Annotated in this window: 17 protein-coding genes, 1 tRNA gene and 1 pseudogene; 11 read left to right on the forward strand and 8 right to left on the reverse strand. The window is 41.8% G+C overall.

What is annotated here, in order from left to right:
- Positions 1 to 79: 79 nt before the first annotated feature.
- Positions 80 to 1,096 (reverse strand): alcohol dehydrogenase AdhP, encoded by a 1,017-nt coding sequence (gene adhP, locus N1I87_RS01675; protein WP_341100376.1) that lies wholly within the window; start codon positions 1,094 to 1,096, stop codon positions 80 to 82.
- A 521-nt stretch (positions 1,097 to 1,617) separates the two neighbouring features.
- Here adhP and N1I87_RS01680 point away from each other — a divergent pair.
- The 4 genes from N1I87_RS01680 (at position 1,618) to N1I87_RS01695 (ending at position 6,071) form a co-directional block, all read left to right on the forward strand.
- Entirely contained in the window at positions 1,618 to 2,448 is an 831-nt protein-coding gene (locus N1I87_RS01680; protein ID WP_341100377.1) for an MIP/aquaporin family protein, read from the forward strand.
- Positions 2,448 to 3,941, forward strand: a complete 1,494-nt coding sequence (gene glpK / locus N1I87_RS01685) for a glycerol kinase GlpK (protein WP_341100379.1) — start codon at positions 2,448 to 2,450, stop codon at positions 3,939 to 3,941. Before N1I87_RS01680 ends, glpK begins: the two co-directional genes overlap by 1 nt.
- Before the next feature lie 143 nt (positions 3,942 to 4,084).
- The gene (locus N1I87_RS01690) at positions 4,085 to 5,758 is read left to right on the forward strand and encodes a glycerol-3-phosphate dehydrogenase/oxidase (protein ID WP_341100380.1); all 1,674 of its coding nucleotides are present in this window, start codon (positions 4,085 to 4,087) and stop codon (positions 5,756 to 5,758) included.
- A gap of 225 nt (positions 5,759 to 5,983) precedes the next feature.
- A tRNA-Ser gene (locus N1I87_RS01695) sits at positions 5,984 to 6,071 on the forward strand.
- An 832-nt stretch (positions 6,072 to 6,903) separates the two neighbouring features.
- Here N1I87_RS01695 and N1I87_RS01700 read toward each other — a convergent pair.
- The gene (locus N1I87_RS01700) at positions 6,904 to 8,199 is read right to left on the reverse strand and encodes a D-alanyl-D-alanine carboxypeptidase family protein (protein WP_341100382.1); all 1,296 of its coding nucleotides are present in this window, start codon (positions 8,197 to 8,199) and stop codon (positions 6,904 to 6,906) included.
- A gap of 285 nt (positions 8,200 to 8,484) precedes the next feature.
- Between N1I87_RS01700 and N1I87_RS01705 the strand changes: the two genes are divergently transcribed.
- Entirely contained in the window at positions 8,485 to 9,240 is a 756-nt protein-coding gene (locus tag N1I87_RS01705; RefSeq protein ID WP_341100384.1) for a sulfite exporter TauE/SafE family protein, read from the forward strand.
- Between the two features lie 173 nt (positions 9,241 to 9,413).
- On the opposite strand, the gene N1I87_RS01710 is transcribed toward N1I87_RS01705, so the two are convergent.
- Together N1I87_RS01710 and uraA are read right to left on the reverse strand one after the other, a co-directional pair.
- Positions 9,414 to 9,569 carry a hypothetical protein gene (locus tag N1I87_RS01710; RefSeq protein WP_157404835.1) on the reverse strand — a complete coding sequence of 52 codons (156 nt, stop codon included), beginning with the start codon at positions 9,567 to 9,569 and terminating at the stop codon, positions 9,414 to 9,416.
- A gap of 613 nt (positions 9,570 to 10,182) precedes the next feature.
- A complete protein-coding gene (gene uraA, locus N1I87_RS01715; protein WP_004439556.1) occupies positions 10,183 to 11,451 on the reverse strand; it encodes a uracil permease in 1,269 nt (422 codons plus the stop codon).
- 218 nt (positions 11,452 to 11,669) lie between these two features.
- Here uraA and N1I87_RS01720 point away from each other — a divergent pair, with 218 nt between their 5' ends.
- Both N1I87_RS01720 and N1I87_RS01725 read left to right on the forward strand, forming a co-directional pair.
- The gene (locus N1I87_RS01720; RefSeq protein ID WP_341100385.1) at positions 11,670 to 12,248 is read left to right on the forward strand and encodes a hypothetical protein; all 579 of its coding nucleotides are present in this window, start codon (positions 11,670 to 11,672) and stop codon (positions 12,246 to 12,248) included.
- 1,057 nt (positions 12,249 to 13,305) lie between these two features.
- Entirely contained in the window at positions 13,306 to 14,706 is a 1,401-nt protein-coding gene (locus N1I87_RS01725) for a putative bifunctional diguanylate cyclase/phosphodiesterase (RefSeq protein ID WP_341100386.1), read from the forward strand.
- Positions 14,707 to 14,901: 195 nt separating this feature from the next.
- Here the strand turns inward: N1I87_RS01725 and N1I87_RS01730 are convergent, their stop codons facing one another.
- Positions 14,902 to 16,365, reverse strand: a complete 1,464-nt coding sequence (locus N1I87_RS01730; RefSeq protein ID WP_328192315.1) for a transposase — start codon at positions 16,363 to 16,365, stop codon at positions 14,902 to 14,904.
- Between the two features lie 900 nt (positions 16,366 to 17,265).
- Here N1I87_RS01730 and N1I87_RS01735 point away from each other — a divergent pair.
- Together N1I87_RS01735 and N1I87_RS01740 are read left to right on the forward strand one after the other, a co-directional pair.
- A complete protein-coding gene (locus N1I87_RS01735; RefSeq protein ID WP_004439564.1) occupies positions 17,266 to 17,403 on the forward strand; it encodes a hypothetical protein in 138 nt (45 codons plus the stop codon).
- 209 nt (positions 17,404 to 17,612) lie between these two features.
- Positions 17,613 to 18,815, forward strand: a complete 1,203-nt coding sequence (locus N1I87_RS01740; RefSeq protein WP_327825349.1) for a transposase — start codon at positions 17,613 to 17,615, stop codon at positions 18,813 to 18,815.
- Between the two features lie 353 nt (positions 18,816 to 19,168).
- Here the strand turns inward: N1I87_RS01740 and N1I87_RS01745 are convergent, their stop codons facing one another.
- Entirely contained in the window at positions 19,169 to 20,212 is a 1,044-nt protein-coding gene (locus N1I87_RS01745; protein ID WP_048622401.1) for an IS30 family transposase, read from the reverse strand.
- A gap of 478 nt (positions 20,213 to 20,690) precedes the next feature.
- Between N1I87_RS01745 and serC the strand changes: the two genes are divergently transcribed.
- Together serC and N1I87_RS01755 are read left to right on the forward strand one after the other, a co-directional pair.
- Positions 20,691 to 21,800, forward strand: coding sequence for a 3-phosphoserine/phosphohydroxythreonine transaminase (serC, locus tag N1I87_RS01750; protein ID WP_004439567.1), 1,110 nt, complete (start codon positions 20,691 to 20,693; stop codon positions 21,798 to 21,800).
- Positions 21,787 to 22,962, forward strand: coding sequence for a phosphoglycerate dehydrogenase (locus N1I87_RS01755; RefSeq protein WP_270584706.1), 1,176 nt, complete (start codon positions 21,787 to 21,789; stop codon positions 22,960 to 22,962). Before serC ends, N1I87_RS01755 begins: the two co-directional genes overlap by 14 nt.
- 225 nt (positions 22,963 to 23,187) lie before the next feature.
- On the opposite strand, the gene N1I87_RS01760 is transcribed toward N1I87_RS01755, so the two are convergent.
- Complete coding sequence (locus N1I87_RS01760) at positions 23,188 to 23,493, reverse strand: PqqD family peptide modification chaperone (protein ID WP_234395479.1); 306 nt, start codon at positions 23,491 to 23,493, stop codon at positions 23,188 to 23,190.
- A 26-nt stretch (positions 23,494 to 23,519) separates the two neighbouring features.
- Positions 23,520 to 25,405, reverse strand: a pseudogene (locus N1I87_RS01765) (OPT family oligopeptide transporter).
- Between the last annotated feature and the right edge of the window lie 49 nt (positions 25,406 to 25,454).

The following is a 25,454-nucleotide window of genomic DNA, read 5'->3' on the forward strand; positions in this document are numbered from 1 at the left end:
GAGGCAGAATGAATAGGAAAGATCCCCTTAGACAACTAAGGTGACCTTTCCCTTTCATAAAATGTGAATTTCCATTGTGTTATTTTGTCATATCAATCACAATGCGTCCATTAATTTTGCCCTTTAACATGTCATCAAAAATATCATTGATTTCCTCTAGCGTACGGGTTTCAATGATCGTTTTTACTTTTCCTTCTGCGGCAAATTGCAGAGCTTCTTGCAAATCCTTACGCGTTCCAACAATTGAACCGACAACTTTGGTTCCATTTAAGACTGTATCGAAAATGGGGACATCTATTGATTCTGGTGGCAGTCCCACCATGACGCAAGTGCCTCCGCGTCGAATCGAACGATAAGCTTGATCGAATGCTTTTTTTGCAACAGCCGTACTAACAACACCATGCACACCGCCAATTTCTTTATGGATCCACGCTGCTGCATCCTCTTTTGCTGTATTGACCACTTTATCAGCACCTAGTTTTAAGGCAAGTTCTAATTTTTCATCATGCATATCAATGGCCACTACATTCATTCCCATAGCTTTAGCATATTGGACCGCAAGATGACCTAATCCGCCGATGCCAAAGATGGCTACCCATTCACCTGGTTTGACATCGGATACTTTCAATGCTTTATAGGTAGTCACTCCTGCACAAAATATAGGAGCGGCTTCTACAAATCCTAAATTGTTAGGAATCTTTACTACATAATCGGCAGCTGCGACACAATATTCTGCATAGCCGCCGTCTACTGAATACCCTGCATTTTCTTGGTTTAAGCAAAGAGTTTCGCGTCCTGACAAACAATATTCACAATGCCCGCACGCTGAATAAAGCCAAGGAATACCCACTCGGTCACCGACTTTTAAGTGAGTAACACCTTCTCCTACTTCTTCTACTATTCCGACACCCTCATGCCCTGGAATGAGAGGCAGCTTTGGTTTCACCGGCCAATCTCCATGAGCGGCGTGCAAATCTGTATGGCATACGCCGCATGCTTGGATATGGACTAATATTTCATTGAAACCTGGCTTTGGCTTAGGAACGTCTTGCACTTCTAACCTTTCCTTAAATTGTTTTACTACTGCCGCTTTCATACTCCCACTCCTTTTAGAAAATCTTTCGAAATGGACGTTGCATTCGAGTTTTCCGTGATTAGTAGAATTCTACCTTTGTTAAAAAGCAGTGCTAAGCAGTTTCCATTTTTTTAGTTCAAATAATGCCGGCTACACTTTGAAATAATGTGAAATATTTCACAAATCAAAAGGCAATATTTGCTTGCAGGCTGATCGAATCCGTGGAAGATGCGGAACAGGCTTTAGCAGTTGGGGCTTGTGCGATTACGATTTCCAATGTGGATTTATGGAAACAATTTATATAGGGCGGCTGAAAAATGCCGGGAAAGCCTTAGACGGGAAAAGAAAGACATTCCGCATTTTTTATAAAAAGTAGATTGAAAATTTCAAATTATAGTTGACAACGCTTTCATCCGTCGTTATGATGGAGTTAAGTTAATAAATCGTGACGGAGAAGAAGAGACTCACAAAATCCTCATATGAATGGGTGATTTCGTGGGTTTTTTATTTTTTTAAAATGAAAATGTAAAGGGGATGATGGGATGTCATATATTGGCGAACTAGTAGGTACGGCCATCCTGATCATATTTGGAGCCGGTGTATGCGCCAATGTGAATTTGAAGAAAACATTTGCTCACAATGCGGGTTGGCTTGTTATTACTATTGGTTGGGGGCTTGGTGTCACAATGGGGGCTTATGCGGTTGGAAAATTCAGCGGTGCCCATTTAAATCCGGCGGTCACCATCGCCTTGGCCTTCAATGGAGATTTTCCGTGGTCCAAGGTGCCAGGCTATATTTTGGCTCAAGTCATCGGAGCCTTTATTGGAGCCTGTATAGTGTATCTTCATTTTTTGCCCCACTGGAAGGTGACGGAAGATCCCGCCGCGAAGTTGGGAATTTTTGCAACGGGGCCGGCGATTCCCAATATTTTTGCTAATTTATTGAGTGAATTTATCGGAACTTTTGTATTGATGCTAGGAATTTTGACAATCGGAGCTAATAAATTTACTGATGGATTAAATCCGTTGTGTGTTGGGCTTTTAGTTGTAGCCGTCGGGGTTTCTCTCGGAGGAACGACAGGGTACGCGATCAACCCGGCGCGCGATTTCGGACCGAGGCTTGCTCACTTTATGTTGCCCATCCAAGGAAAAGGCTCTTCTAATTGGGGATATGCCTGGATTCCTATTGTCGGTCCCATATTAGGAGGTTCTGTCGGAGCCTTGTTCTATCGAGCTGTATTTCTAGGGGAAGCAACAGGGGCCTTATGGGGAATGCTGGCTGTATCTGTGATTCTATTATTCATTTCTTTTTTAGCAGAGAAAAAAAGAAATCACCGCATCGAAGTAAAAAATGAAAAATGGGAGGGAATCTAATGGAAAAGTACATTTTAGCATTAGATCAAGGAACGACCAGTTCCAGAGCTATTTTATTTGATAAAGAAGGGAAAATTGTCCATACAGCGCAGAGGGAGTTCCATCAACTGTTTCCACAGCCGGGCTGGGTCGAGCATAATCCTAATGAAATATGGGGTTCTATTCTTGCTTGCATCGCAACCGTACTCTCCGAAGCAGGGATTGAGGCAAATCAAGTAGCGGGGATTGGGATCACCAACCAACGGGAAACGACGGTCGTTTGGGAGAAGGATACCGGGAAACCGATCTACAATGCCATTGTATGGCAGTCAAGGCAAACAGCTGACATATGCGAACAATTAAAGGAAAAAGGGTATAATGAGCTGTTTCATAAAAAAACGGGATTATTGATTGATCCGTATTTTTCCGGAACAAAAATCAAATGGATATTAGATCATGTGGAAGGTGCACGCGAACGGGCGAAAAAGGGAGAGTTGCTGTTTGGAACGATTGACACTTGGCTGATTTGGAAACTATCCGGCGGAAAAGCCCATGTGACGGACTATTCGAATGCTTCCCGCACGTTGCTTTACAACATCCATGAGCTGAAGTGGGATGAAGAACTGTTGGAAATTCTGGACGTGCCGAAAGAAATGCTGCCGGAAGTCCGGCCGTCATCGGAAGTTTATGCCAAAACGGTTTCTTATCATTTTTTTGGCGAGGAAGTGCCGATTGCCGGGGCTGCCGGGGACCAGCAGGCAGCGCTGTTCGGTCAGGCATGCTTTGAAGAAGGGATGGCGAAAAACACGTATGGAACCGGCTGTTTTATGCTCATGAATACAGGCGATAAAGCTGTAGAATCGAAACATGGTTTGTTGACGACCATTGCCTGGGGGATCGACAATAAAGTCGAATATGCGCTGGAAGGCAGTATTTTTGTAGCTGGTTCGGCCATTCAATGGCTTCGGGATGGATTGAGAATGTTAAAAAGTGCTCCGGAAAGCGAAAGTTATGCGACTCGTGTGGAATCAACGGAAGGAGTTTATGTCGTACCGGCTTTTGTGGGTCTCGGAACGCCTTATTGGGACAGCGATGTCCGGGGGGCTGTCTTCGGGTTGACACGAGGTACTTCCAAAGAGCATTTTATTCGGGCCACGCTGGAATCGCTGGCTTACCAAACAAAAGATGTACTGACTTCCATGGAAGCAGATTCGGGAATCTCCCTGAAAACGCTCAGAGTCGACGGGGGAGCAGTCATGAATAACTTTTTGATGCAGTTCCAAAGCGATATCCTTAATGTACCTGTCGAACGGCCGATTATTAATGAAACAACAGCCTTAGGGGCTGCTTATCTGGCAGGTCTTGCTGTTGGCTTTTGGAAAGATCGCCAAGAAATATCCTCTCAATGGAAACAGGATCGGCAATTCACGCCGACAATGGCTCAAGAGAATCGTGAAAAATTGTACAACGGTTGGAAAAAAGCGATTGAAGCGGCACAGGCTTTTAAATGGTAACAAAATATGTTATAATAAAAACAAGTTAATATTAAGTCTAGAGATTAGGAGAGACCAAGAAGCATTATAGGTTGCTGTAATGTTTTTTTGGTCTCTCCTTTTTTATGGGCTTATGTACATTCGGTAAGGGGAGGGAGCTGTCCATGATTTTTTCCTCAGAAAATCGTGACGAAGTGATAGAGAAGATGAAAACAGATACATTTGATTTGCTAGTGATTGGCGGGGGAATTACCGGCTGCGGGATTGCTTTGGATGCTGCCGCAAGGGGAATGAAAACGGCATTGGTCGAAATGCAGGATTTCGCAGCAGGAACGTCAAGCCGTTCTACCAAACTCGTGCACGGCGGTTTGCGGTATTTAAAACAATTGGAAGTAAAAATGGTGGCCGAGGTCGGGAAAGAACGGGCGATCGTCTACGAAAACGGGCCGCACGTGACGACACCGGAATGGATGCTTCTTCCTTTTCATAAAGGCGGGACGTTCGGTGCGTTTACGACAAGCATTGGGCTGCGTGTTTATGATTTCTTGGCAGGGGTCAAAAAATCGGAAAGAAGGACGATGCTTTCTGCTGAGGAAACCTTGCGCAAGGAACCTCTCATTAAGAAAGAAGGCTTAAAAGGCGGTGGATATTATGTTGAATATCGCACGGACGACGCCCGGCTCACCATTGAAGTGGCGAAAAAAGCAGTGGAGCACGGCGCTTGCTTGCTGAATTATGTTAAAGCGGAACAGTTTTTATACAGCGGCAAAAAAATGATTGGTGCCCGTGTAAAGGATTGTTTGACAGGAGAAAGTTTTGAAATTCGTGCTAAAAAAGTGGTCAATGCCGCCGGGCCGTGGGTGGATGAAGTACGAAAAAAAGACCATTCGATGAATGGTAAACATTTGCGTTTGACAAAGGGAGTTCATATTGTCATCGATCAATCTGTATTCCCGCTAAGGCAGGCGGTATACTTCGACACCCCTGATGGCCGAATGGTGTTTGCTATTCCACGAGCAGGGAAAACGTATGTTGGTACAACCGATACGTTTTATGACGGTGATGCTCGCTATCCCAAACCGCTTAAAAAAGACTGGGAATATTTGTTGAACGCTATTCACTTTATGTTTCCGGATGTCCAAGTAAGCGAAAAAGATATTGAATCCAGCTGGGCAGGAGTAAGGCCGCTTATATACGAGGAAGGGAAAGACCCTTCGGAAATTTCCCGAAAAGACGAAGTATGGGAAGGAGACAGCGGCCTGATTACCATCGCCGGTGGAAAATTGACCGGATACCGCAAAATGGCGGAAACCGTGGTAGATCTTGTGGCAAAAGAATTAGCGTCAGAAGAAGGAAAAACGTTTAAGCCTTGCCAAACCCGCTATTTGCCGATTTCCGGAGGTGATGTCGGCGGATCGGACAACTGGCCGATTTTCGTGGCGCAAATGGCAAAAAAAGCGACGCAGTATGGCTTGAAAGAAGAGGAAGGCCGCAGACTGGCACAGCTGTACGGTTCCAATGCCGAAATTTTATATAAGATCGCCAGTGAATATCAAAAAGCATCCGGTGAAAAGCTGCTGCCGGCTGCTATATACGCTCAGCTCCTGTATGCCATCCGTTATGAAATGGCTGTAAAACCTGTTGACTTTTTTATTCGAAGGACTGGTTCTGTTTTCTTTGATATAAAATGGGCAAAAAAATGGAAAGAACCAGTTGTAGCGACGATGGCAGAAATTTTTCAATGGGATGAAGAAACGAAAGAATCTTATATGGAAGAATTGGAAAAAGAAATCACCGATGCGGAAAGACCGGTGGATGCAACGGACATACACAGTTAAATCGATTTTGAAATCGAAATCTTTGGATTAGAAAGGGCAATGGAAATTTGCTTCATCCTGCCCCGACACAACTTCTTATAAGTCGGGGCTGCCTTATTGGCGTGGAATGACAAGTTTTTGCCTTTTTGACAGATTAATAAGAATTTTTCGTCATTTATTGAAGGGCTGTACAAAATAGCTTTGTTTCGTATATAATATATTTTGCGCTAATGAAAGAGGTCATATGGAGAAGTACCCAAGCGGCTGAAGGGGACGCACTCGAAATGCGTTAGGACGGGTGACCGTCGCGTGGGTTCAAATCCCACCTTCTCCGTTACCCATTTGACAAGAGGTTCTCGGGTTGATTCCGGGAACCTTTTTGATTTATGACATTAGTCAGTTGAGCTTGCGATAGCGTGCGAAACAATAAACCACCTGCTATGCGGTGGCGCCGATTTATACTAGATCATATAAAGAAGTCCCTCCTGCATTGTCAAGGAGGGACTTCTTTATGTGCGCCCGGCATGTACATGAACTATAGGGTGTAAGTCCCGAACCCCGAAGACAGAAGTAGAGGTTAGCCAAGAGCAAGGGTGTCCGTGGTGACGCGGAATCTGAAGGAAGCTGGAGGCAAAACACCGGTCCGAGGAACACGAACCTCATATAAGGCTAGGTATGATTGAGTGAGTTTGCATAACAAAACAAAGCTCTTTCTGTCGAAGGTCATATCGAGTAAATGAGGCGGATAGATGGTGTGAAAGTGCATGTACTTACCCGGGGAGGTCTGGCGGATATGTGAAGTACTCTTCATAACCTACTTAGTGATAAGTAGCTGAACCGTCAGAAGTCAGCAGAGGTCATAGTATTAGTTGGTCTAGAACAACTAAGAAGGACCGAACAATTAAGAGAGAATAGCCCTTGGTATTCAGTGAGTCATGATGAACACAGAAAACGTAGTACCTCACTTGAGGGAGGAAGCGGTGAATCCCGTGGGAGACCTCTTGGAGGGTGGAGTGACCACTGGCATAAAGAGAACAGCTATTCACGGAAGTTATAAAGACTTGCGTCAATGATCTTAATTGAACCGCCGTATACGGAACCGTACGTACGGTGGTGTGAGAGGACGGGAGTTAATCGCTCCCTCCTACTCGATGGAATTCATCACTTTAAAAGATTCCGTCCATGAGGGCGGCAAACCAGTTTTCCTTTTGAATTTCTTCTTTTACCGTTGCTTTTACTTGGGCCTTTTTCTCTAATTTCGTCGTTAAATATCCGTAAGAACCATCCCGCAACGTAATTTTCCCAATAACGGTCCCTTTTTGAATAGGAGATTTAAGTTTCTTTTGATCTGTTAAAAATTTGGGCATAAGCGTCAGCTTGGCTTTGATCGAATGGCCGTTTTTAGGAACCAATTCAGTAACGGTTGTTTTAGATGTAATGGCTGCTTTTTCTTTCGTCCCGTTTTCTACGGGGATCTTTTGCTGGTTCGTTGGTAAGAATTTTTTCGGTGAAATTTTTTGATAGTCCCAATGGGTAAAGCCGTAGTCCAGCAATTTTTGAGCCTGCATGTAACGGGCTTTTGAAGATCGTTTTCCTTTTTTATTTTTGGCGTCTATGATGACGGCAATCAATTCGCGTTGCCCTCTTTTAGCTAATGCTACGATGCCGTAGCCTGCTGCGTCATTCATGCCCGTTTTCAAACCGATGGCGCCTTTGTAAGGATATTTTCCATTTGGCAGCAATTGATTTTTATTGCGAAGAGGGATGCTGTACGAATCTGTAACAGGAAACTGATCAAGTTCTTTTTTTTCGATATCCATTTCATTCGGGAAAGAATGAATGAAATGGTATGCCAATAAAGCGAGATCACGGGCTGACATCTTATTTTCGCCATCGGAAGCTGTTCCTTCCACTTGGTAAGGAGCAAGATCCTGGTTGTTTAATCCGGAAGTATTCACAAAAGACGAATGTTTCAAGCCAAGCTGTTTGGCTTTGTCATTCATCATTTGGACAAAGTGCTTGTCCGATTTGCCGGCTATTCGACCAAGAGCACGGCTGGCGGCGTTGGCCGATACCAGCGTCATGGCATTATATAAATCACGCACGGTGTACGATTGCCCTTGATACAGAGGAACATTTCCCAGCCCCGGCCTAGTGGACAAGTCTTGGTCGGTGGCATCCGCATGGTAGACATCATCCCATTTGAGATCGCCTTTTTGGATTTTTTCTAAAATGAGATATTGCGTCATCAATTTAGACATGCTAGCGACCGGCAGCGATTCATCCATATTTTGGCCAAAAAGAATTTTTCCGGACTTTGCATCCACTAAAATCGCCGCTTTGGCATGAACGCTCATGTCACTGGCTGCTTCTGCTTTCGAATGGCGGCCGCTTGGAAACGACATACTGATCCCGGCGACAAGAAGGATCGCTACCAAATACATATGTACATATCGAATCATAAAACTTCCCACTCCTTCCCCCTTATTATATCTCGTTTTCTGTATAGCCGAATAAAAAAATAGAAGTACTTGTTCTCCTTGCTCCCTTTGCTTTCCAATTGTCGCAAGGATTCGCCGCTATTTAGGAATAGCAAGAGAAGGTTTGCGGGAAGAAAAACAGTCAAAAGAAAAAATCCATTTTATAGAGAAGAGTGCTCTTGGAAGTTTGTGAAAAAAATGAAACTAGTATACCATAATAAGAAACATGATCTTTGGGAATGTGGAGAAAGAAGGAGGAAACAGAAGTTGGCGATTGTTTTGACCATGTTTGCCATGGGGCTCTTGCTCGGTTTTATAGGAGCAGGGGGGTCTGGCTTTATTATTGCTATATTGACTGTTCTATTTAACATCCCGATACATACGGCGCTGGGAACGTCGCTTACGGCAATGGCGTTTACCAGTTTATCAGGAGCTTATAGCCATTTTAGAGAAGGCAATACAGCTGTCGGTGTCGGACTGGTTGTCGGAATTTTTGGCGCGATAGGTTCTTACATCGGATCTAAAATTGCGACTGTTATCCCTGCCGGTGATCTTCATTGGCTGACAGCGGGAATGCTGTTTTTATCCTCCGTTTTACTGTTAGTCCGTTTATCTCTGTCTAAAAAGGCCGAAGAGACAAAAACGAAAGAAGTGAAGTGGAACCAGCCGCTGACAATGATAAAGGCGATAATACTTGGAATAGTGGCCGGAATTTTATCAGGAACATTTGGAATCGGAGCCACTCCATTTATTCAGTTGGGTCTCTTGACGATGCTTGGTTTGACGATCCGCCAATCGGTCGGGACTACTATGCTAGTGATTTTGCCGATAGCGATTGGAGGCGGAACGGGGTATAGACAGGCTGGATACTTGGACTGGATATTGCTGTTGGAAGTATTGGTAGGTACCATGACGGGGGCTTATGTAGGAGCTAAATTTACCAATTTGGCCCCGAAAAGTGTTTTAAAAGTAGCCATGGTTTTAACGCCGGCCGTAGCAGCGTTGCTGTTGTTAATACAATAGTTTCACAGATTGCTTTTAATGGATTTATAAGGGTTCATGAAGCGGAGAGCGTTTTTATTGGATGAACCGGAATTCTGCCTATAACTTTAGTTTGTTCCCTTCTATAGGAAAAATGAAGAAAAAGTGTATGAAAAAACGGACTCCCTTCAAAAGAAGTTCTGTCCGTTTTTTCATTAGTTTTCTTTTGTTTGTAATTTCCGCAAAAATTGTGCTTCTTGAAACTGCCTTCTCAATTTTTTGGTGTCATAAAAATTTTTCAACTTTGGATACACGATTGGAGCAATCAGTGCACCATATAAGAGCCATTTTTTTGCTTTTGAATTGGCCATATTCATCATTCCTTTTCCTTTGAATTTTCGTTAGATAGTGTCCCGTGCTTCAAAATTTCATCTGACAGTTTGAAAACCGAAAGAAGGAAGCCAGGTCCTTATTTTCCTTCGGCAACTTTAAACAAGCCATTTTATTAAATACTGTTCCGAATTAAATATACTATAAATATAGTTGGAATAAAAGTATGGATGTTTTTAAAAGTGTGATAATTTTTAAAATGAGTATAATCAGGATAATGTTGATAAAAAAATGATAATCGCTTTAAAGTTCGTGCAGCCTGTTTGCTTTACGTCCATCAGTTAGAGATGAACAAACGATTCCTTTTTTAGTTCCTGCATTCGAGATGAAGCGGCAAGAGAGTGTGATGTTCAATTCAATGCTGTAAGATAAACTGAAAAAAGGATGAGAGGAACATTAATATTCCTTTCATCCTTTTTTCATTTTCGCCTTTTCTTTTTATTTTTGAGGGTCTTTTTGAAATGTATTTGCTTGGAAGTGTACATTGATGATAACGTCTATCCGATTTTCATTCATTGCCCGAAAATTTTACATATCGCCTGTCGCCAAGAAAAAAGATTAGTCGGGGGATCACTGTTTGAATACTAGATTGTTTTAATCTTCGTTCGAAATATGCAAGATTTCGAACAATTTAAAGAGCAAGCTTAGTAGAACGGCCACGACTGTAGCCAATGCCATGCCTTTTATCGAGAAAGATCCCCATGTAAAAGTCGTTCCGCTGATCCCGATCACAAGCACGACCGCTGTCAAGATCATATTGATCGGTTTGGAATAATCGATTTGCGATTCGACCAGCATTCTCAATCCAGAAACGGCTATTACTCCAAACAATAGCAAGGAAATACCGCCCATAACGGGTGTAGGGATGGACGAAATCAAGGCAGCCAGTTTTCCGAAAAAGGACAGGAGAATGGACAGAACGGCAGCTCCCCCGATCACCCAAGTCGAGTACACTTTCGTCAGTGCCAATACACCAATGTTTTCCCCATAAGTAGTATTAGGCGTGGATCCTACAAAGCCTGATAAAGTGGTGGAGATTCCGTTTCCGAGAATAGAACGGGCAAGACCGGGGTCTTTCAATAAGTCTTTCCCCACAATATTTTGCGTGACCACAAGGTGTCCAATATGTTCAGCGACAACTACTAGAGCGGCTGGAACGATGATGGCGATGCTTGCCCAATCCCATGATGGAGCATAAAAATCAGGGATCGCAAACCATTTCGCTTCTTTGATCGGTTGAAAATCGACCATTCCAAGGGATAAGGCGCTGATATAGCCAACCGTGATTCCGATCAGAATAGGGATGATTTTCAAAAAGCCGCGGAGCACTACGTTTCCAAGAATCGTCACTCCTAACGTCAAAAGAGAAACGAAAATGGTTTTTCCGTCCGGCGACCAATGAGCGGGTGGATGGCTTAAAGGTTTAATCAACCCCGCCATGTCAGCCGCGGTAGGAACCAGTTCTAAACCGATAACCGTAATAATGGCTCCCATCGCTGCCGGCGGAAAGACGACATCGATCCACTTTGTTCCGGCCAGATGAATGATAAGGCTGATCAGAATAAAAATAATTCCTACTGCTATAAAGCCACCCAGTGCTTCATGATAGCTCTTTTCTCCCAAAACAACAAATACGGGTGAAATAAAAGCAAAGCTGGAACCTAGAAAAGCCGGTATCTTGCCTTTCGTAATGAATAAATAAAGTAAAGTGCCGATTCCGTTCATCAGCAAAATGGTGGCCGGGTTGACATGAAACAAAATAGGCACCAACACAGTTGAGCCGAACATCGCAAATAGATGCTGCAGACTCAACGGAACTAGAGCTGCAAAAGACGGCCGCTCATCTACATCAAATGTTTTCATCGATTGATTAAGCTCCTTTTGTATAAAAATTATGAAGATAAATTTCTAGTACTATTATACGACAAAATTCGAACAATTCCTTGTCCAAATGTGAAAGAAGTCGATTTCCTTTATGTGCCACTGACAAAACTTCTTATGAATCTCCAAAGTTAGTGAAAGGCTTTTAGACGGCTTTGTTGAATATCCTTATTTAGAAGGAAAAACGGGAGGGAACTAGTGTGGAGCAGGCATATTTTAGTTCGGAAGTAGCAAAAAGCTTAGGGATCGGGGCGAGCACACTTCGCAAATACGCTTTGGCTCTTGAAGAGAATGGCTATCATTTTGAGCGAGGCATCAACCATTCACGTGTCTTTTATCCGAAAGATGTGGCAGTCATTCAGCGGATCATTGAAGCGATCACAAAAAATAACGTTTCCTTTGAAAAAGCGATTCAAATGGCGGCCAAACAAAGCCGGGAGCAACAAGAAAATCAAGCGATTGATTCTCCAAAACAGGAAATTCATGTTCAAAGTCAAGATGTTTATGAACGTTTGCAGCAGTTGGAAGAAGGACAAAATCGACTCATCGAGATTAATCGTGAGCTGATTTGCAAATTAGAACAGCAACAATTGTGGATCAAGCAAAAAATGGAAGAAATCAAAATTGAAGAACGAGACCGTCATTTAATTCAGAGCTTAGGGACAACGCAGGAAAATAAATCAAAAAAATGGGTTCGCCCTTTTGAAAGTTTAGCCACCGTGTTGTTTGGAGAAAAAAAGAAACGCAAGCGAAATAAAACAGGGCTTTCGATTAGCTGAGGATGCAAGTCATTAATCAACATGGACAAATGTTAAAGACATTTCAAGGGAAAAAGCTGGAATGAAATTTACAAAAATACAGGGATTCTCCAGTGAACGTGGTAAATAAGAAAACCCGCCGAGAGTGATATTATCCCTCTTGTGTAGACAGTTGGAAAAAAACCCATACTGTTTTGCATAGGAGGGATTTGTTTTGGCAAAAAGGGACCAAAATTCATAAACTATTCAGTTGAGTTCAAACTATTCGCTGTAAATAAGTATTTTGAAAGGGAAATGGGATACAAGGCCTGTTTCAGAAAGTGTATGGGTGACGGCAACCCACCAGAATTGGATGTTTTTCATTTGTCAAAGTTAAGATTTTACTGTGATCGTGAAAGTGACGAGATTTCTGCGGAAAAGCGAGTCGGGCGAGACCCTACTGCGGGGGACAAATAAGAGGCTTCGGGACCGCCCGCGGAAAGCAATGCCCGATATCAATCTTTACATGAATAAAGGGATGCACCGGGAGCGATTATGAATCGTCGGACAGCCTCGGATTTGTGATGGTATTGAAAAAATAGTTTTGATAGGAGATTTTGATGATCTAATAAGATGTATGGGGGGCAGCAGAATGGCATGGATCATGCTGTTTCGTCAAAGGGTGCCATTCTTTTAAAAATAATTAACCATATTTTAACGGAAAATTAATAATATTTTAATATAATATTTTTTTGTCTGGCTGCCGTTTTTTATAGAAACGTCTTGGGACTGGATTACAACTATTTACAGCCGTATTTGAAAAGGGGCAACTTGACATTTTTTCCATGCAAAGCACCAAGTTCATACCATATTTTGTAGAAAATTGGATGAACTGAATAGGAGAATTACATATTGAGAAAATAAAAATAATAAAAAAATCAATGAAGAAACAGAAAATCAAAGGGAAAATTTGTATAAATATGTAGATTATTAGATGTTTTTTTCCTATAATAAGTAAATGGAGGGAATCTTTTTCATAGCAAGAGAACTGCAAAAAGATTCGTCAAAAAAAGTCGTGCCAGGAAGGAAAACGGTTTAAATGTCCATTTTTTTTGCAGAAAATTATGAAGACATGTCAATAAAACAAATGGCCAGTCACGACCTATTGACAAGGCTCCGCAACCGAAATGCTTTCATGGAAGATTTGAATAGATGGATCGATTGCAACGGTGGGATGTTTGCTGTTTTTTGCTTCGATTTGGATAGCTTTCAAAAAATGAATGATGCACTAGGTCACAGGATCGGAGATAAAGCGTTGGAAAAAATAGCCGAACGGTTGCAAGAAGTCATCGGGAAACATGGGACGGTCTATAGGGTCGGCGGAGACGAATTTGTTGCTCTAGTGAAATACGGAGAAAAAAGGGAACCGTATGTTCAATTAGCGCAGCAAATAATGGAAGTGATTGGCAGAAAAATGGAAGTGGAAGAATACGAACTTTTTATCACTACCAGCATTGGATTAAGTTTTTATCCTAACGATGGTGAAGATCCTGACACATTGTTTCAAGTCGCAGAAGTGGCTTTATCCCGGGCAAAAGAGTTCGGTAAAAATAATTGCCAAATCTATGTTTCGTCTATGAAAAGATCGACGTTTAAAATGTATCATCTAGAAAAAGAGCTGCGCAAAGCTTTAAAAAACGATGGCTTATCGATCGAATATCAGCCGCGTATAGAAGCCAACACGAATCAAATTGTTGGTGCAGAAGCTCTTTTGCGTTGGCACCATCCTGAATGGGGGACCGTGCTGCCATCGGAGTTCATTCCGTTGGCGGAAGAAGGAGGATTAATTAACGAGATCGGCGACTGGGTGATAAGGAAAGTATGCGAACAAATCCATGAATGGCAAAGCCAAAACATTGAAGTTCCAACGATCTCTATTAATATATCAGCAAAACGGTTTTTGAAAAAAGGTTTATATGAAACGATCCTGCAAGCAACGACGGACCACCAAATCGAACCTTCGCAGCTGGAAATGGAAATAACGGAGTTGTCTTTACTTCTTTTGAATGACCTGGTATTGGAACAATGGAGAAAAATACAAAACTTAGGAGTGCGGATTGCTTTAGATGACTTTGGCACAGGGTATTCTTCCATTAATAGCTTAAGAAAATATCCGATTGATACATTAAAAATCGACCGTTCTTTTATCCAATATTTAGAGGAGAACGTTATTGATCAAGCCATTATAAAAGCGTTGATCGAGATGGCGCATGCAATGGGAACGCGCGTCGTGGCAGAAGGAGTAGAGACAAAATCGCAGTTGCAGTTTTTGCAGCAATGCCGTTGTGATGAAATTCAAGGATTTTTATTTAGTAAGTCGCTGCCCGGCAAGGAGATTGGACAGTTATTTATCCAAAAAATGGTTATTCCGCAAGAAATGATTTCTAGGAGCCTCTGCCAAAATAAAAATATACCCTTGAGCGAGGCTCTGGAAAATTAATTATCCCGATTTTTTTTGCCTTTTCATCCAGATTTTCAATTTACATCCAGATTTTTAATTCAATAGAAGTAAAACGGTCATTTTTCTTCAAAAAAAGGGCATACGTATCCCGCCTTCACAAAATGGTTTTTTTCACTACCCTTTGTGGAAAGAAAACGTTCATTTGAGTTATTCACATATCCACCTGTGAATAACTTAATTTGCTCTTTGCAGCCGATTGCGTGTCCATCCACAATTGGCCTTTCCTGTCTGATGGTACGCCATATTTGCCATGATATGCATAGATATCATGCATCGATCTACATGAGCTTCAACTGCCTGCTTCCCACGCTTGTGAACACGACGGAGACTGTATCCGTCTTTTAGAATGCCAAAGATTCTTTCGATGATCGTCCTGGCACTATATAACACTTCAAATGTGCGACCATGTTGCGGCAACTCGACATCTACTTGAGGCGTTTGATCAAAGTCTATCCTAAATACTCTTCCTTGTGCTGCCCCATTACAACATTCCGCGTGATTCGCTAGCGGGCAGGTGAGACCTTCTTGCTTGGCATTTGGATGAAATACAGGACAAGTGTAAATATATTGCCCCTTTTCCCGATCAGATCCTCTAAGTTCCATTTTATGTCCACTGATACAGATGGGAGTGCCGTACCGGTTGATTTTTTCAATCCCTCGGGCGGTAGTTGGTTTATCTTTACGGTTCCGTGGATTGATCGGTGCCACCAATTTCGCCTGTAATACATCCTTTGTCACTTTTTGATTTTCCGGCGTTTGGTAGATTCCATCTGCCAGGATAAAGCTCAACTGCTCAGCCATCTCGGGGTGCTCTGCCTTAAACGTTTCCAATGTCGGTTCTAATGTTTTCCCATCGGGTGTATTTCCTTTAAATACTTCCCGCGTCAAAGGCAAACCGGATCTCACCCCGCATACCATTGATAATTTATGCGCAATATAGGAGACTGCATTACTTTTACGCATTACCCCTACATTGTCGTCCGTAAGGACTCTGGGGCAATCGCAATTACCCTCACAAGAACACGTCTTCCTTGTTTTATTCAAGGTTGCTTCTGCCTCTATATGCGATGTATCCACGGCGGCTGCTTCCTCATTCGTTTCAACCACGCCTTCCCCTTTATTATATTCAACAACCAATAGCCGGGCTTTTTCCCAAAGACCATTTGTTGTCATGATTTGATCAAAACGAGCAAAGGAACGGTAGCTCGGAATTTTCTCCGTAAATCCACACATGGTGGCAAATAGCGGGTTTGATTTCACTTGCAAATAGACACTCTCCACCATCACTTCAATATACTGTAAAGAGGCCAGTTCAAAAGCACGAAAAAAGGGCATGAAAGGATGCGGTTTTCTCCCAGTGGAAGGGAGATGAAATAATGAAGACGCAGACTTGTCTTCTTCCTCCGTTATTGAAAATAGTGCCGGTTGTATTTCATTAGAAGGATCATGTGCTCTTTCATTTTTTAGGTGCAAATATAAAAGGGTGTAGTATTCTCGTTCAATCGGCTTAAAAATCTCCCATGGGAAACACATGGCTGGAATGACAAATGGTATATCGGCATAGTCTTGCCAATTGTGGGGAATCAAATTTTGTTGTATTGAAAAGTCTCTGGTTTGTGTTAGAATAGAAATAGTCATGAAATCACTCCCTGGATATTTGGGCGTACTTATATCTTAACAAAGGAGTGGCTTTCATGGCTCTTTTTTTTTCAAAAAAAATCATCCTTTTCCGTTTTACAATATTTACCACAGGAATGAGTAGCCTAATCTATTGAAACTCGCCCAAAGCCTCAAAAAGTGATAAAATTCTGGCACTTATAATAAGCAAATTTATCCTATTAAAATCAAAAACTCACAATTTCTTTTTATATTTGTCATAATGTTCCTACAAACGTCTTTTTTCTTTAGTGGAATAAATCAACGAACTTTAATTGTCTGACTGCTTACAGTTTCAGGGGATATAGCATTTTGGCAAGGGCTCTAGTGAAAAAAGGAAAAACATTCAATCTAATCCATCGAATTCTTTTGTTTGTTACTTGTCAGCCAATAAAACAAACAACGGACAATGAATAATAGATGTCTTGTCGACGATCAGGGTTTATAGAGGATGGCTCGTTCATAAGCGTAGTTCGTGAAAGAATGGGTTGTCATAGAGTGAGAGATTGGACGAGCCTAATTTTCAACTTTAAGGCGGAGATCATTTCCTTGGCTGTTCATCGAGAGACATAGAAAAACATAGTAGTGAAAAAAGGAAAAAATATCGAATCCATGAAAGCATAGGGCTTGCTCAAAAGGGAGTCAACCTATAATGAGCCGGCTTTTTTTGCTTTTTAAAGGATCAATTGGACGAAAAAAGATCTTTTCTTCGAAAGGGGAATAGTACAGGCTTTTTACGCATAGATTGTCGATTTGCCTTTCTCATTCTGTTTTATGCTTAGTTAAGGTTCATAATGCAGAGAAAATTCTTGTAAATCAGTCAAAAACAAACTATGATAGACACGTATTGACAAACATTTTAAGTTGAAAGGATGGAGGGATATGACAAAAGAACAGCAAATGTTTTTATCGATTTTAAAAGCAGCTTATGAAGAAGGATATAAAAAAGATAGCAATTTGGAAAATATTTTAAACTTGATCAAAACACAGATGGTGAAATTAGAATCGAACAACTCTTAAATGAAACAGGGTATTTACATAGAAAAATAGAGTGCAAAAAAAAGACCGGTTTGGAAGAAAAGGAACCGGTCTCTTTTTAATCTGAGCATTTTGCACATTTTTCAACCCAAGAGCCATAAGGTTTTCTAAAGCATAAAAAAGGACTTCACCCCTTATTTGTAGAATTTTGAAGTGACCAAACCACAAAAATCCACAAGGAGGAAGTCACTTTGTATATTCTACAAGAAAGTCTATTTTCCTTTGAAGAATTGCAAATTTTAGAGTCAAAAGAGAAATTACCGATCTTTTTTAGTGCTCTAGATTTGCGTCCTTATGCTAAACAATTGAAAAGTTCTTCACCCCAAGGGGCTGAAGGACATTCCAAAGAAGGGATATTAAGGGCTCTTATCGCTGCCCCATTAGAAGGTATTGATACTTTTACTTCTCTTCACAATCGATTGAAAAATGACCTGCGTTTTCGTTACCAATGTGGTTTAGATATTAGCAGGCCTGCACCATCCATCTCTACTCTTAGCCGAGTATTTTCTTCACTAACCAAAACTGGACTTGTGAAAAGAATCTTTCAAGATCTCGTCCAGTTAGCTCAAGAGGAAGGAGTAATTGATGGAAAACATCAGGCTATCGACAGTGCCGCCATTGATGCTTACGAAAAGAAGCAGCCTAAGAAGCGAAGTGAACAAACAGGCAACGCCAATTGGGGGGCAAAGTTTGATTCCTTCGGTAATAAAATGACTTGGTTTGGCTATAAGATGCATCTTTCCGTTGACACCAAAAGTGAATTACCAATGGCGATTGAAGTAACCCCTGCTCATATCAACGATGGGGATGTCGCACCACAATTAATTGAACAAGTAAAGAGTTGTACAAACTCTAAAATTGATTTCCTGATAATGGATGGTGGGTACGACCAGCTTAAAAACTACGAATCCGCCAAGAACATTGGGGCTCAAGCTATTATTCCACTCAATTTGCGTAATGAAAAGGAGCCTCCCGAAGGAATTGCCTCCAATGGAACCCCACGCTGTTCGATGGGGTACGAAATGACTTATTGGGGAGCCAATAAGGATCAGCTCAAATTCAGATGTCCACACGCAACCGGAAAAGTGGATTGCCCATTAGGAATGGCAGCCTGTTCATCCTCCAACTATGGAATGGTAGTAAAAATTAACGTGAATAAGGATCTTCGCCGGTACTCTAATCCACACCGCGATTCCAAACGTTGGAAAGAACTTTACAATGAGCGAACCAGTGTAGAACGGTGCAATTCAAGAATGAAAAGTGATCTTACAGCGAACTCCCTGCATGTGTGGGGAATCGATAAAGTAAAAACTCATATTTACTTGAACGCCATCGTATTACTGGTTTCAGCTCTCGCAATGGCAAAAGAGAGTAAAAAGCAACAAACCGCTTAAAAAATTTTTAAAGCGAAAAATTCTGCAAGTACGCCCAAAAAAGGACAAACAGAATATTTGTAAACCAAAGATACAAAATACCCCAATTTATTTGGGTTTCTTTTAAAACTCTTTTTAATAAAAATCTAATTTTCTTAAATTGCAATATTAAATGCAACAAGTATTGAAAGACCAGATAACCCATGATTAAGTAGAATCGGGACACTCTGCGCGACTTGACGTGGAGTGGTGGGCATGGTAGCCTGGTTGGCCCAGCCAGTACCGTATACCTGGCTTCATGGCTGGTAGCCATGCCCGCAGAGGCTCTTTGTCAAGTTGCTAAAAACCAACCCTTTGGGTTAGCTGGCTTAAGGTTAAGAAGCTAAGCCAGCTAACTCTATTTGGAAACACTCCTCAGGTGTACGATAATTGAGGATCTTCCTTGGAAGATGGTTACACCAATTTTCAACATAGGTAATGGTTTCGTCTGCCACAGAGGAAATGGGTCTCCCCTTTGGTATGAAGCGCCTAATAAGGCCATTATGACGCTCGTTGGTTCCTCGTTCACAGGATGTGTAAGGGTGTGTAAAATAAACCTCTGTTAGATCTTTTTCAACACTAAGGCCGAGGTCAGCAAATTCAGAACCGTTATCAGCCGTAATGGTTTTAAACACTTTAGAGAACCGATTACCATAAGACACTTTCAACTGAGATATGACTTCTGAAACGGATAGACTATCCTTGGCTGTCACTCTCAAAATTATTTCTTTACGGGTTTTGCGCTCAGTAAGAGTCAATAAGGCCTGATCTTTAGTCTTCTTGCCTATAACCGTATCAATTTCCCAGTGACCAAACTCTTGGCGTTCATTGACTTCAATTGGTCGCTCATCGATACTGCGTCCTAAGATCTTCTTATTCTTCCGGTTACGTTTTTTCTTGGTGTTCAGGGTAATTTTCATAGGTAGGTCAATGTTTTTAACGCCTATAAGTCCTAGATCAATATAGTTATAAAGGGTCTTGGTGCAAACCATTTTGTCTTTGAATTTCCCATCACGTTTGGCTCTCCCACATACCGCATCAGGAGACCATTTCTTATCAAGGATCTGAGTTTCGGCATACTTAATAAACTCGATGGCATCGTCTAGTTTTAGCTTGCGGCCACAGGCTTTCCTGTTTCTCTCATAGAGAAGTTGACCTGTGTCTGGAAAATAGACATGAACAATTTTCCCGTTGCTTTTTCTTTGTGGCACTGTACCTCTTCTTAACTCACGGGAGATGGTGCTTTTGTGACAACCAACATAATCTGCAATCTCCTGTTGAGTCTTACCAGCAGCGTGTAAGGCCGCAATTTTCCCACGGTCATAAGCCGTTAAGTGTTTGAAATGCCGAGCTCCTATGGTAGAATTAGTAATTGCCATAGATAAATCCTCCGTATCGATATTGTTTTAGTCGACTTAATCATACGTGGTTTATCTATGGTTTTTCATTTTTTATGCTTGTTGCATTTGATTATACAACTAGCCAAAATCTAATTTTGCAAAATGCTCAATCTAAAAAAGTTGGAAAAGATTCCATTCTTTTCAGTTGCGGGAAGAAAGCAGCCGAGCGATCTATTGGCAAGGCAGCAGATGGAACACGATATTTGTCCGTTTTGGATTGCAAAAGTAAGCAGATGGCTTCCGAATCTGGGCATGATGAAAGCCGCCTTTTCGGAAGAAATGGGAGGGAGAAAGTTTCCTATAAAAAAGACATCCGTTTCTGCTGTGAAAGCACAACTAAATGAGTTTTCTTGCAAGTGGATCTTGATAGTTGGAGTGTTTTGGCGTATAATTTTTAAATATTATTATAGTATAAATTTTCAGAATTGAAATCACAAGTAAAACGAGGAGAAGTGGAATGGAGAGAGTCTTTAATTTTTCTGCAGGTCCGTCGATGTTGCCGTTGCCCGTTTTGGAAAAAGTCCAAAAAGAATTGCTCAATTATCGTGGAACTGGGATGTCTGTAATGGAACTCAGTCATCGATCCAGTGCATTTGAAGAAATTATTCAGGAAGCAGAAGTTTTGCTGCGTGAATTAATGAGCATTCCTGACAATTACAAAGTGTTATTTTTGCAAGGGGGCGCTTCTTTGCAGTTTGCGATGATCCCCATGAATTTGCTTGTGAAAAATAAAAAAGCGGATTTTGTACATACAGGTTCATGGTCGAAAAAAGCCATGGCGGAAGCAAAAAAATTCGGCGAAGTTCGTGTTGTCGCCTCTTCAGAAGATAAGAAATTCAGTTATATTCCATCCTTGGATCCGGCTATGTTTTCCGAGGATGCAGATTATGTCCATATTACGACGAATAACACCATTGAAGGAACTTGTTATTTCTCAGTTCCGGATACGGGAAGCATCCCTCTCGTTGCGGATATGTCTTCCAATATTCTTGCACAGGAATATGATGTGTCCAAATTTGGTCTGATCTATGCGGGAGCACAAAAAAACATTGGCCCTGCCGGTTTGACCGTCGTCATAATACGGGAAGATCTCATTGGAAACGCACCTGAGAATTGCCCCGTCATGTTAAACTATCAGACCCACAGTGATAAAGGTTCGTTGTATAATACGCCGCCGACGTTCAGTATTTATGTAGCAAAACTTGTTTTTGAATGGTTGAAAGAACTGGGCGGGGTATCCGTGATGGAAAAAATCAATCGAGAAAAAGCCCAGCTGCTTTACGAATTCTTGGATCAATCTGAGCTATTCCATTCCCCTGTGGAAAAAGAAAGTCGCTCATTAATGAATATTCCTTTTACACTGCCTTCTGAAGAATTGAACACTCAATTTATTAAAGAGGCAAAAGCGCAAGGATTGGAAACATTAAAAGGCCACCGTACCGTCGGAGGAATGCGTGCAAGCATATATAATGCAATGCCGATTGAGGGAGTAAAAAAGCTGGTGGAATTTATGAAAAGCTTTGAGGCAAAAACAGCTAGGAGGAATAGAAGCAATGTACACAATTAAAACTTACAACAGCATTGCCGAAAGTGGTTTAAATATTTTGCGCCAAGAAAATTTTACGATTAACAATGATGATGACCAACCGGACGGCATTATATTGCGTAGCTATAATTTGCATAATGTTGATATTCCGAGGAGTGTAAAAGCCATCGCGCGTGCAGGTGCGGGGGTGAACAACATTCCGGTGCAAGCATGTTCAGAACGAGGAATTGTGGTTTTCAATACGCCTGGAGCCAATGCAAATGCTGTGAAAGAATTGGTATTGGCTGTTTTGCTTGCTTCCTCAAGGAACTTATTTGATGGCGTGGAATGGGCGAAAACGCTTCGGGGGCAAGGTGATCAAGTTCCTTCCTTGGTGGAAGCAGGTAAAAAAGAGTTTGTCGGAACAGAGATTAAAGGGAAAAAATTAGGGATTATTGGCTTGGGTGCCATAGGGGCGCTGGTGGCTAACGATGCCCTCGAACTGGATATGGAAGTCATTGGATTTGATCCATTTATTTCCGTCGATACGGCTTGGAACTTGTCCAGAAACGTCCAAAGGGCTATGAACATTGAACAAATTTTTTCCGCATGTGACTATATTACCGTTCATGTGCCGCTTACGGATCAAACGAGAGAAATGTTCAATCGAGAAGCATTTAGCCAAATGAAGCCAGGGGTACGGATTTTGAATTTTTCTCGTGGAGAACTAGTAAACGAACATGATTTGAATGAGGCGATTGAAAAAGGGATTGTGGCTAAGTATATAACGGATTTTCCAAATGACCGCATATTAGGCATGAAGAACGTCATTGCAGTCCCGCATCTCGGAGCTTCCACGAAAGAATCGGAAGAAAATTGCGCCATCATGGCCGCCAAACAGTTAAAAGATTATTTAGAAACAGGGAATATTAAAAATTCTGTTAATTTCGCCAATGTAGAGCTCCCTTATGTAGGCAGAAAACGGATTACGGTGATCCATCAAAATATTCCAAATATGGTGGGACAGATGACTTCTATTTTAGCAGAAAGCCATCTCAACATTGCCGATATGCTGAATCGAAGCAAAGGCGAGTGGGCTTATACGTTGATTGATATTGACAATAAAGTGAATGGCGATGTTCTGCCAAGTGTAGAAGCAAGAATAAAAGAAATCAAGGGAGTTGTGGCTGTTCGGTCCATTTGATCTGCCAGTTTAAAAGATTTTAGAAAATAGAAAATAACCTAAAGGCGACGTCACGATCGATGGATAGGGAGTTTCAGGCTCAAACTGTTATTCTAGTATTCTTTCTTTTAATCTTTCGAGGTTTATTAGCAAAAAAAGTTCACGGAACATATGGATTCCGTGAACTTTTTTGTATTTACTGATCAAAATAAAGGAGAATGCCTTCGCACTCACATAATATGGATACTATTTTTCTTTCCATTTGAGCCAGTCATATGATTCCAAGATGGACAGGAACGTGACTAAGCGTTCCAGAACGGGGGAGGCTTTGTCCCCCAGCTTTGTTTCTACGACATTCGCAAGCTCTAAAACTGTGCTTTTCCCGTCTATATGTCGGATGACAAAGAACCCTAAGTCATCCAATTGGATTTTTCTTTCTGACGGCTGCTTTAAAAATCGGACGGAAAATCGTTCGATCAGATTAGTACGTGGAACGATTAAACGCTGATTTTCATGGTCGATCTTTAGATTGTCTTTCAGTACCGGCACCATTTCCAAGAGATTTTTCTTCCGCCGGATCATTTTTTAGCCAGCCCTTTTTTGCTGGTAGAAGCCATGTATAACATCACGCATATGATGATAAATAAAAGAAGAGGCAGCCATTGGTTTTCGGTTGCTACATTTTCAGGAACCGGCACCTTCAGCCAAATTAAAATAGCGATGATCACGCCGACGAGAGATTCTCCCGCAATCAGACCGGATGCAAAAAGAACTCCTTTTTCGCTGCTTTTTTCTTTTTCTTCTTTCGATTTTGAAAGTACTTCTACAAGCCAGCGGACGATTCCTCCTGCCATAATCGGAACGCTTGTGTGAACAGGCAAATAAATACCGACGGCGACAACAAGGGAATTCAATCCTAAAAATTCAATCACGATTGAAATAGAAGCACCGATTAATATCAGTTCCCAAGGCAAGTTTCCACCCATAATTCCTTCTACTAATATTTTCATCAACATAGCTTTCGGAGCAGGCAGAGCAGCTGATCCCATCGTATAGGCTTTATGCAGCATCACAAGGATGAAGCCCATTACAAGACCGGAAGCCAAGACACCGATCATCATGGCAACTTGTTGTTTCCACGGTGTTCCTCCGACAAGATAACCGGTTTTTAAATCTTGGGAAATATCACCTGCTACGGCAAGTGCCGTACAAACAATGGCAGCGACAGTAAGGGCTGCAACCATTCCTTCTTTTCCGTGATAACCTGTCAGTTTAAAAATAAGCGTGACGATGAGCAGTGTGGCGATCGTCATTCCAGAAACCGGAGAAGAAGAACTTCCAACGATTCCGACTATTCTGGAAGCGACAGTTACAAATAAGAAGCCAAAAACGGCGATAGCGAGCGCTCCGAGAATTCCTACCTTCACAAACGGGTCAAGAGCAATGATAACGATGAGAACGAGTGCACCTAAAATTACGTATTTCATCCGCATGTCCCGATCGGTTCTGTCTAAGGACACTTGGCCATTCGATCCATTGGAAAGATTTTTAAATGTGGCAGCCGCGGTTTGATATAATGTCGGGATTGATTTGGCCAATGTAATAATCCCGCCGGCTGCAACCGCACCTGCACCAATATAGCGGATGTAGTTGTCCCAAATTCCCCACGCATTCAAATGTTTAATCGGTTCTGTCGATGGGAAAATGGCATGGGTGCCATCTGCACCGAAAAATCCGATGAGAGGAATGATGACAATCCAAGCAAGCAATCCTCCCGCCAACATTTGACCGGATATACGAGGACCAATAATATAGCCAACACCGAGCAGAGCTGGATAAACATCCGCTCCCACTACCGCATTTTTAAATTTATATATGCCGGTTTCAATTTCTGTTTTAAACAGCTTAAAGCCGTCTCCCAAAGCTTTCATCAAACCGCCGATCAAAAGACCGGACGCAACCATGATGGCATTCGATCCGCCTTTTTCACCTGTGATTAACACTTCGGCACAGGCCGTTCCTTCAGGATAAGGCAATGTTTCGTGTTCTTTGACAATTAACATACGGCGCAGTGGAACCATCATAAAAACGCCTAAAAAGCCTCCGGTCAGAACAATGAAAATCAGCATGGACTGACTGATGGGGATATCCCATAAAAGAGTGCCGGAATGGTGAAAACGGCGCCCGCCCCAAGCGCTTCACCGGCAGTTGTCATGGTTTGCACGATATTATTCTCTAAAATAGAATCTTTTCTGAAAATTCCGCGCAAAATTCCCATAGAAATGACAGCTGCAGGGATGGAAGCTGATACTGTCAATCCAACTTTTAAACCTAGATAAGCGTTCGCGGCTCCGAATAAAATGGATAAAACAATTCCTAATATAATCGCTGTGACAGTAAGCTCAGGCAGCGACTTTGACGCCGGAACGTAGGGGACGAATTTTTTTCCGTTTTTTTCAGACATAGACAAAACCCCCTGAATATTAAATTTTGTTAAAAAATTAAAACGGATT

The organism is Bacillus sp. FSL W8-0102 (assembly GCF_038007225.1).
Lineage (GTDB): Bacteria > Bacillota > Bacilli > Bacillales > DSM-4216 > Bacillus_O > Bacillus_O smithii.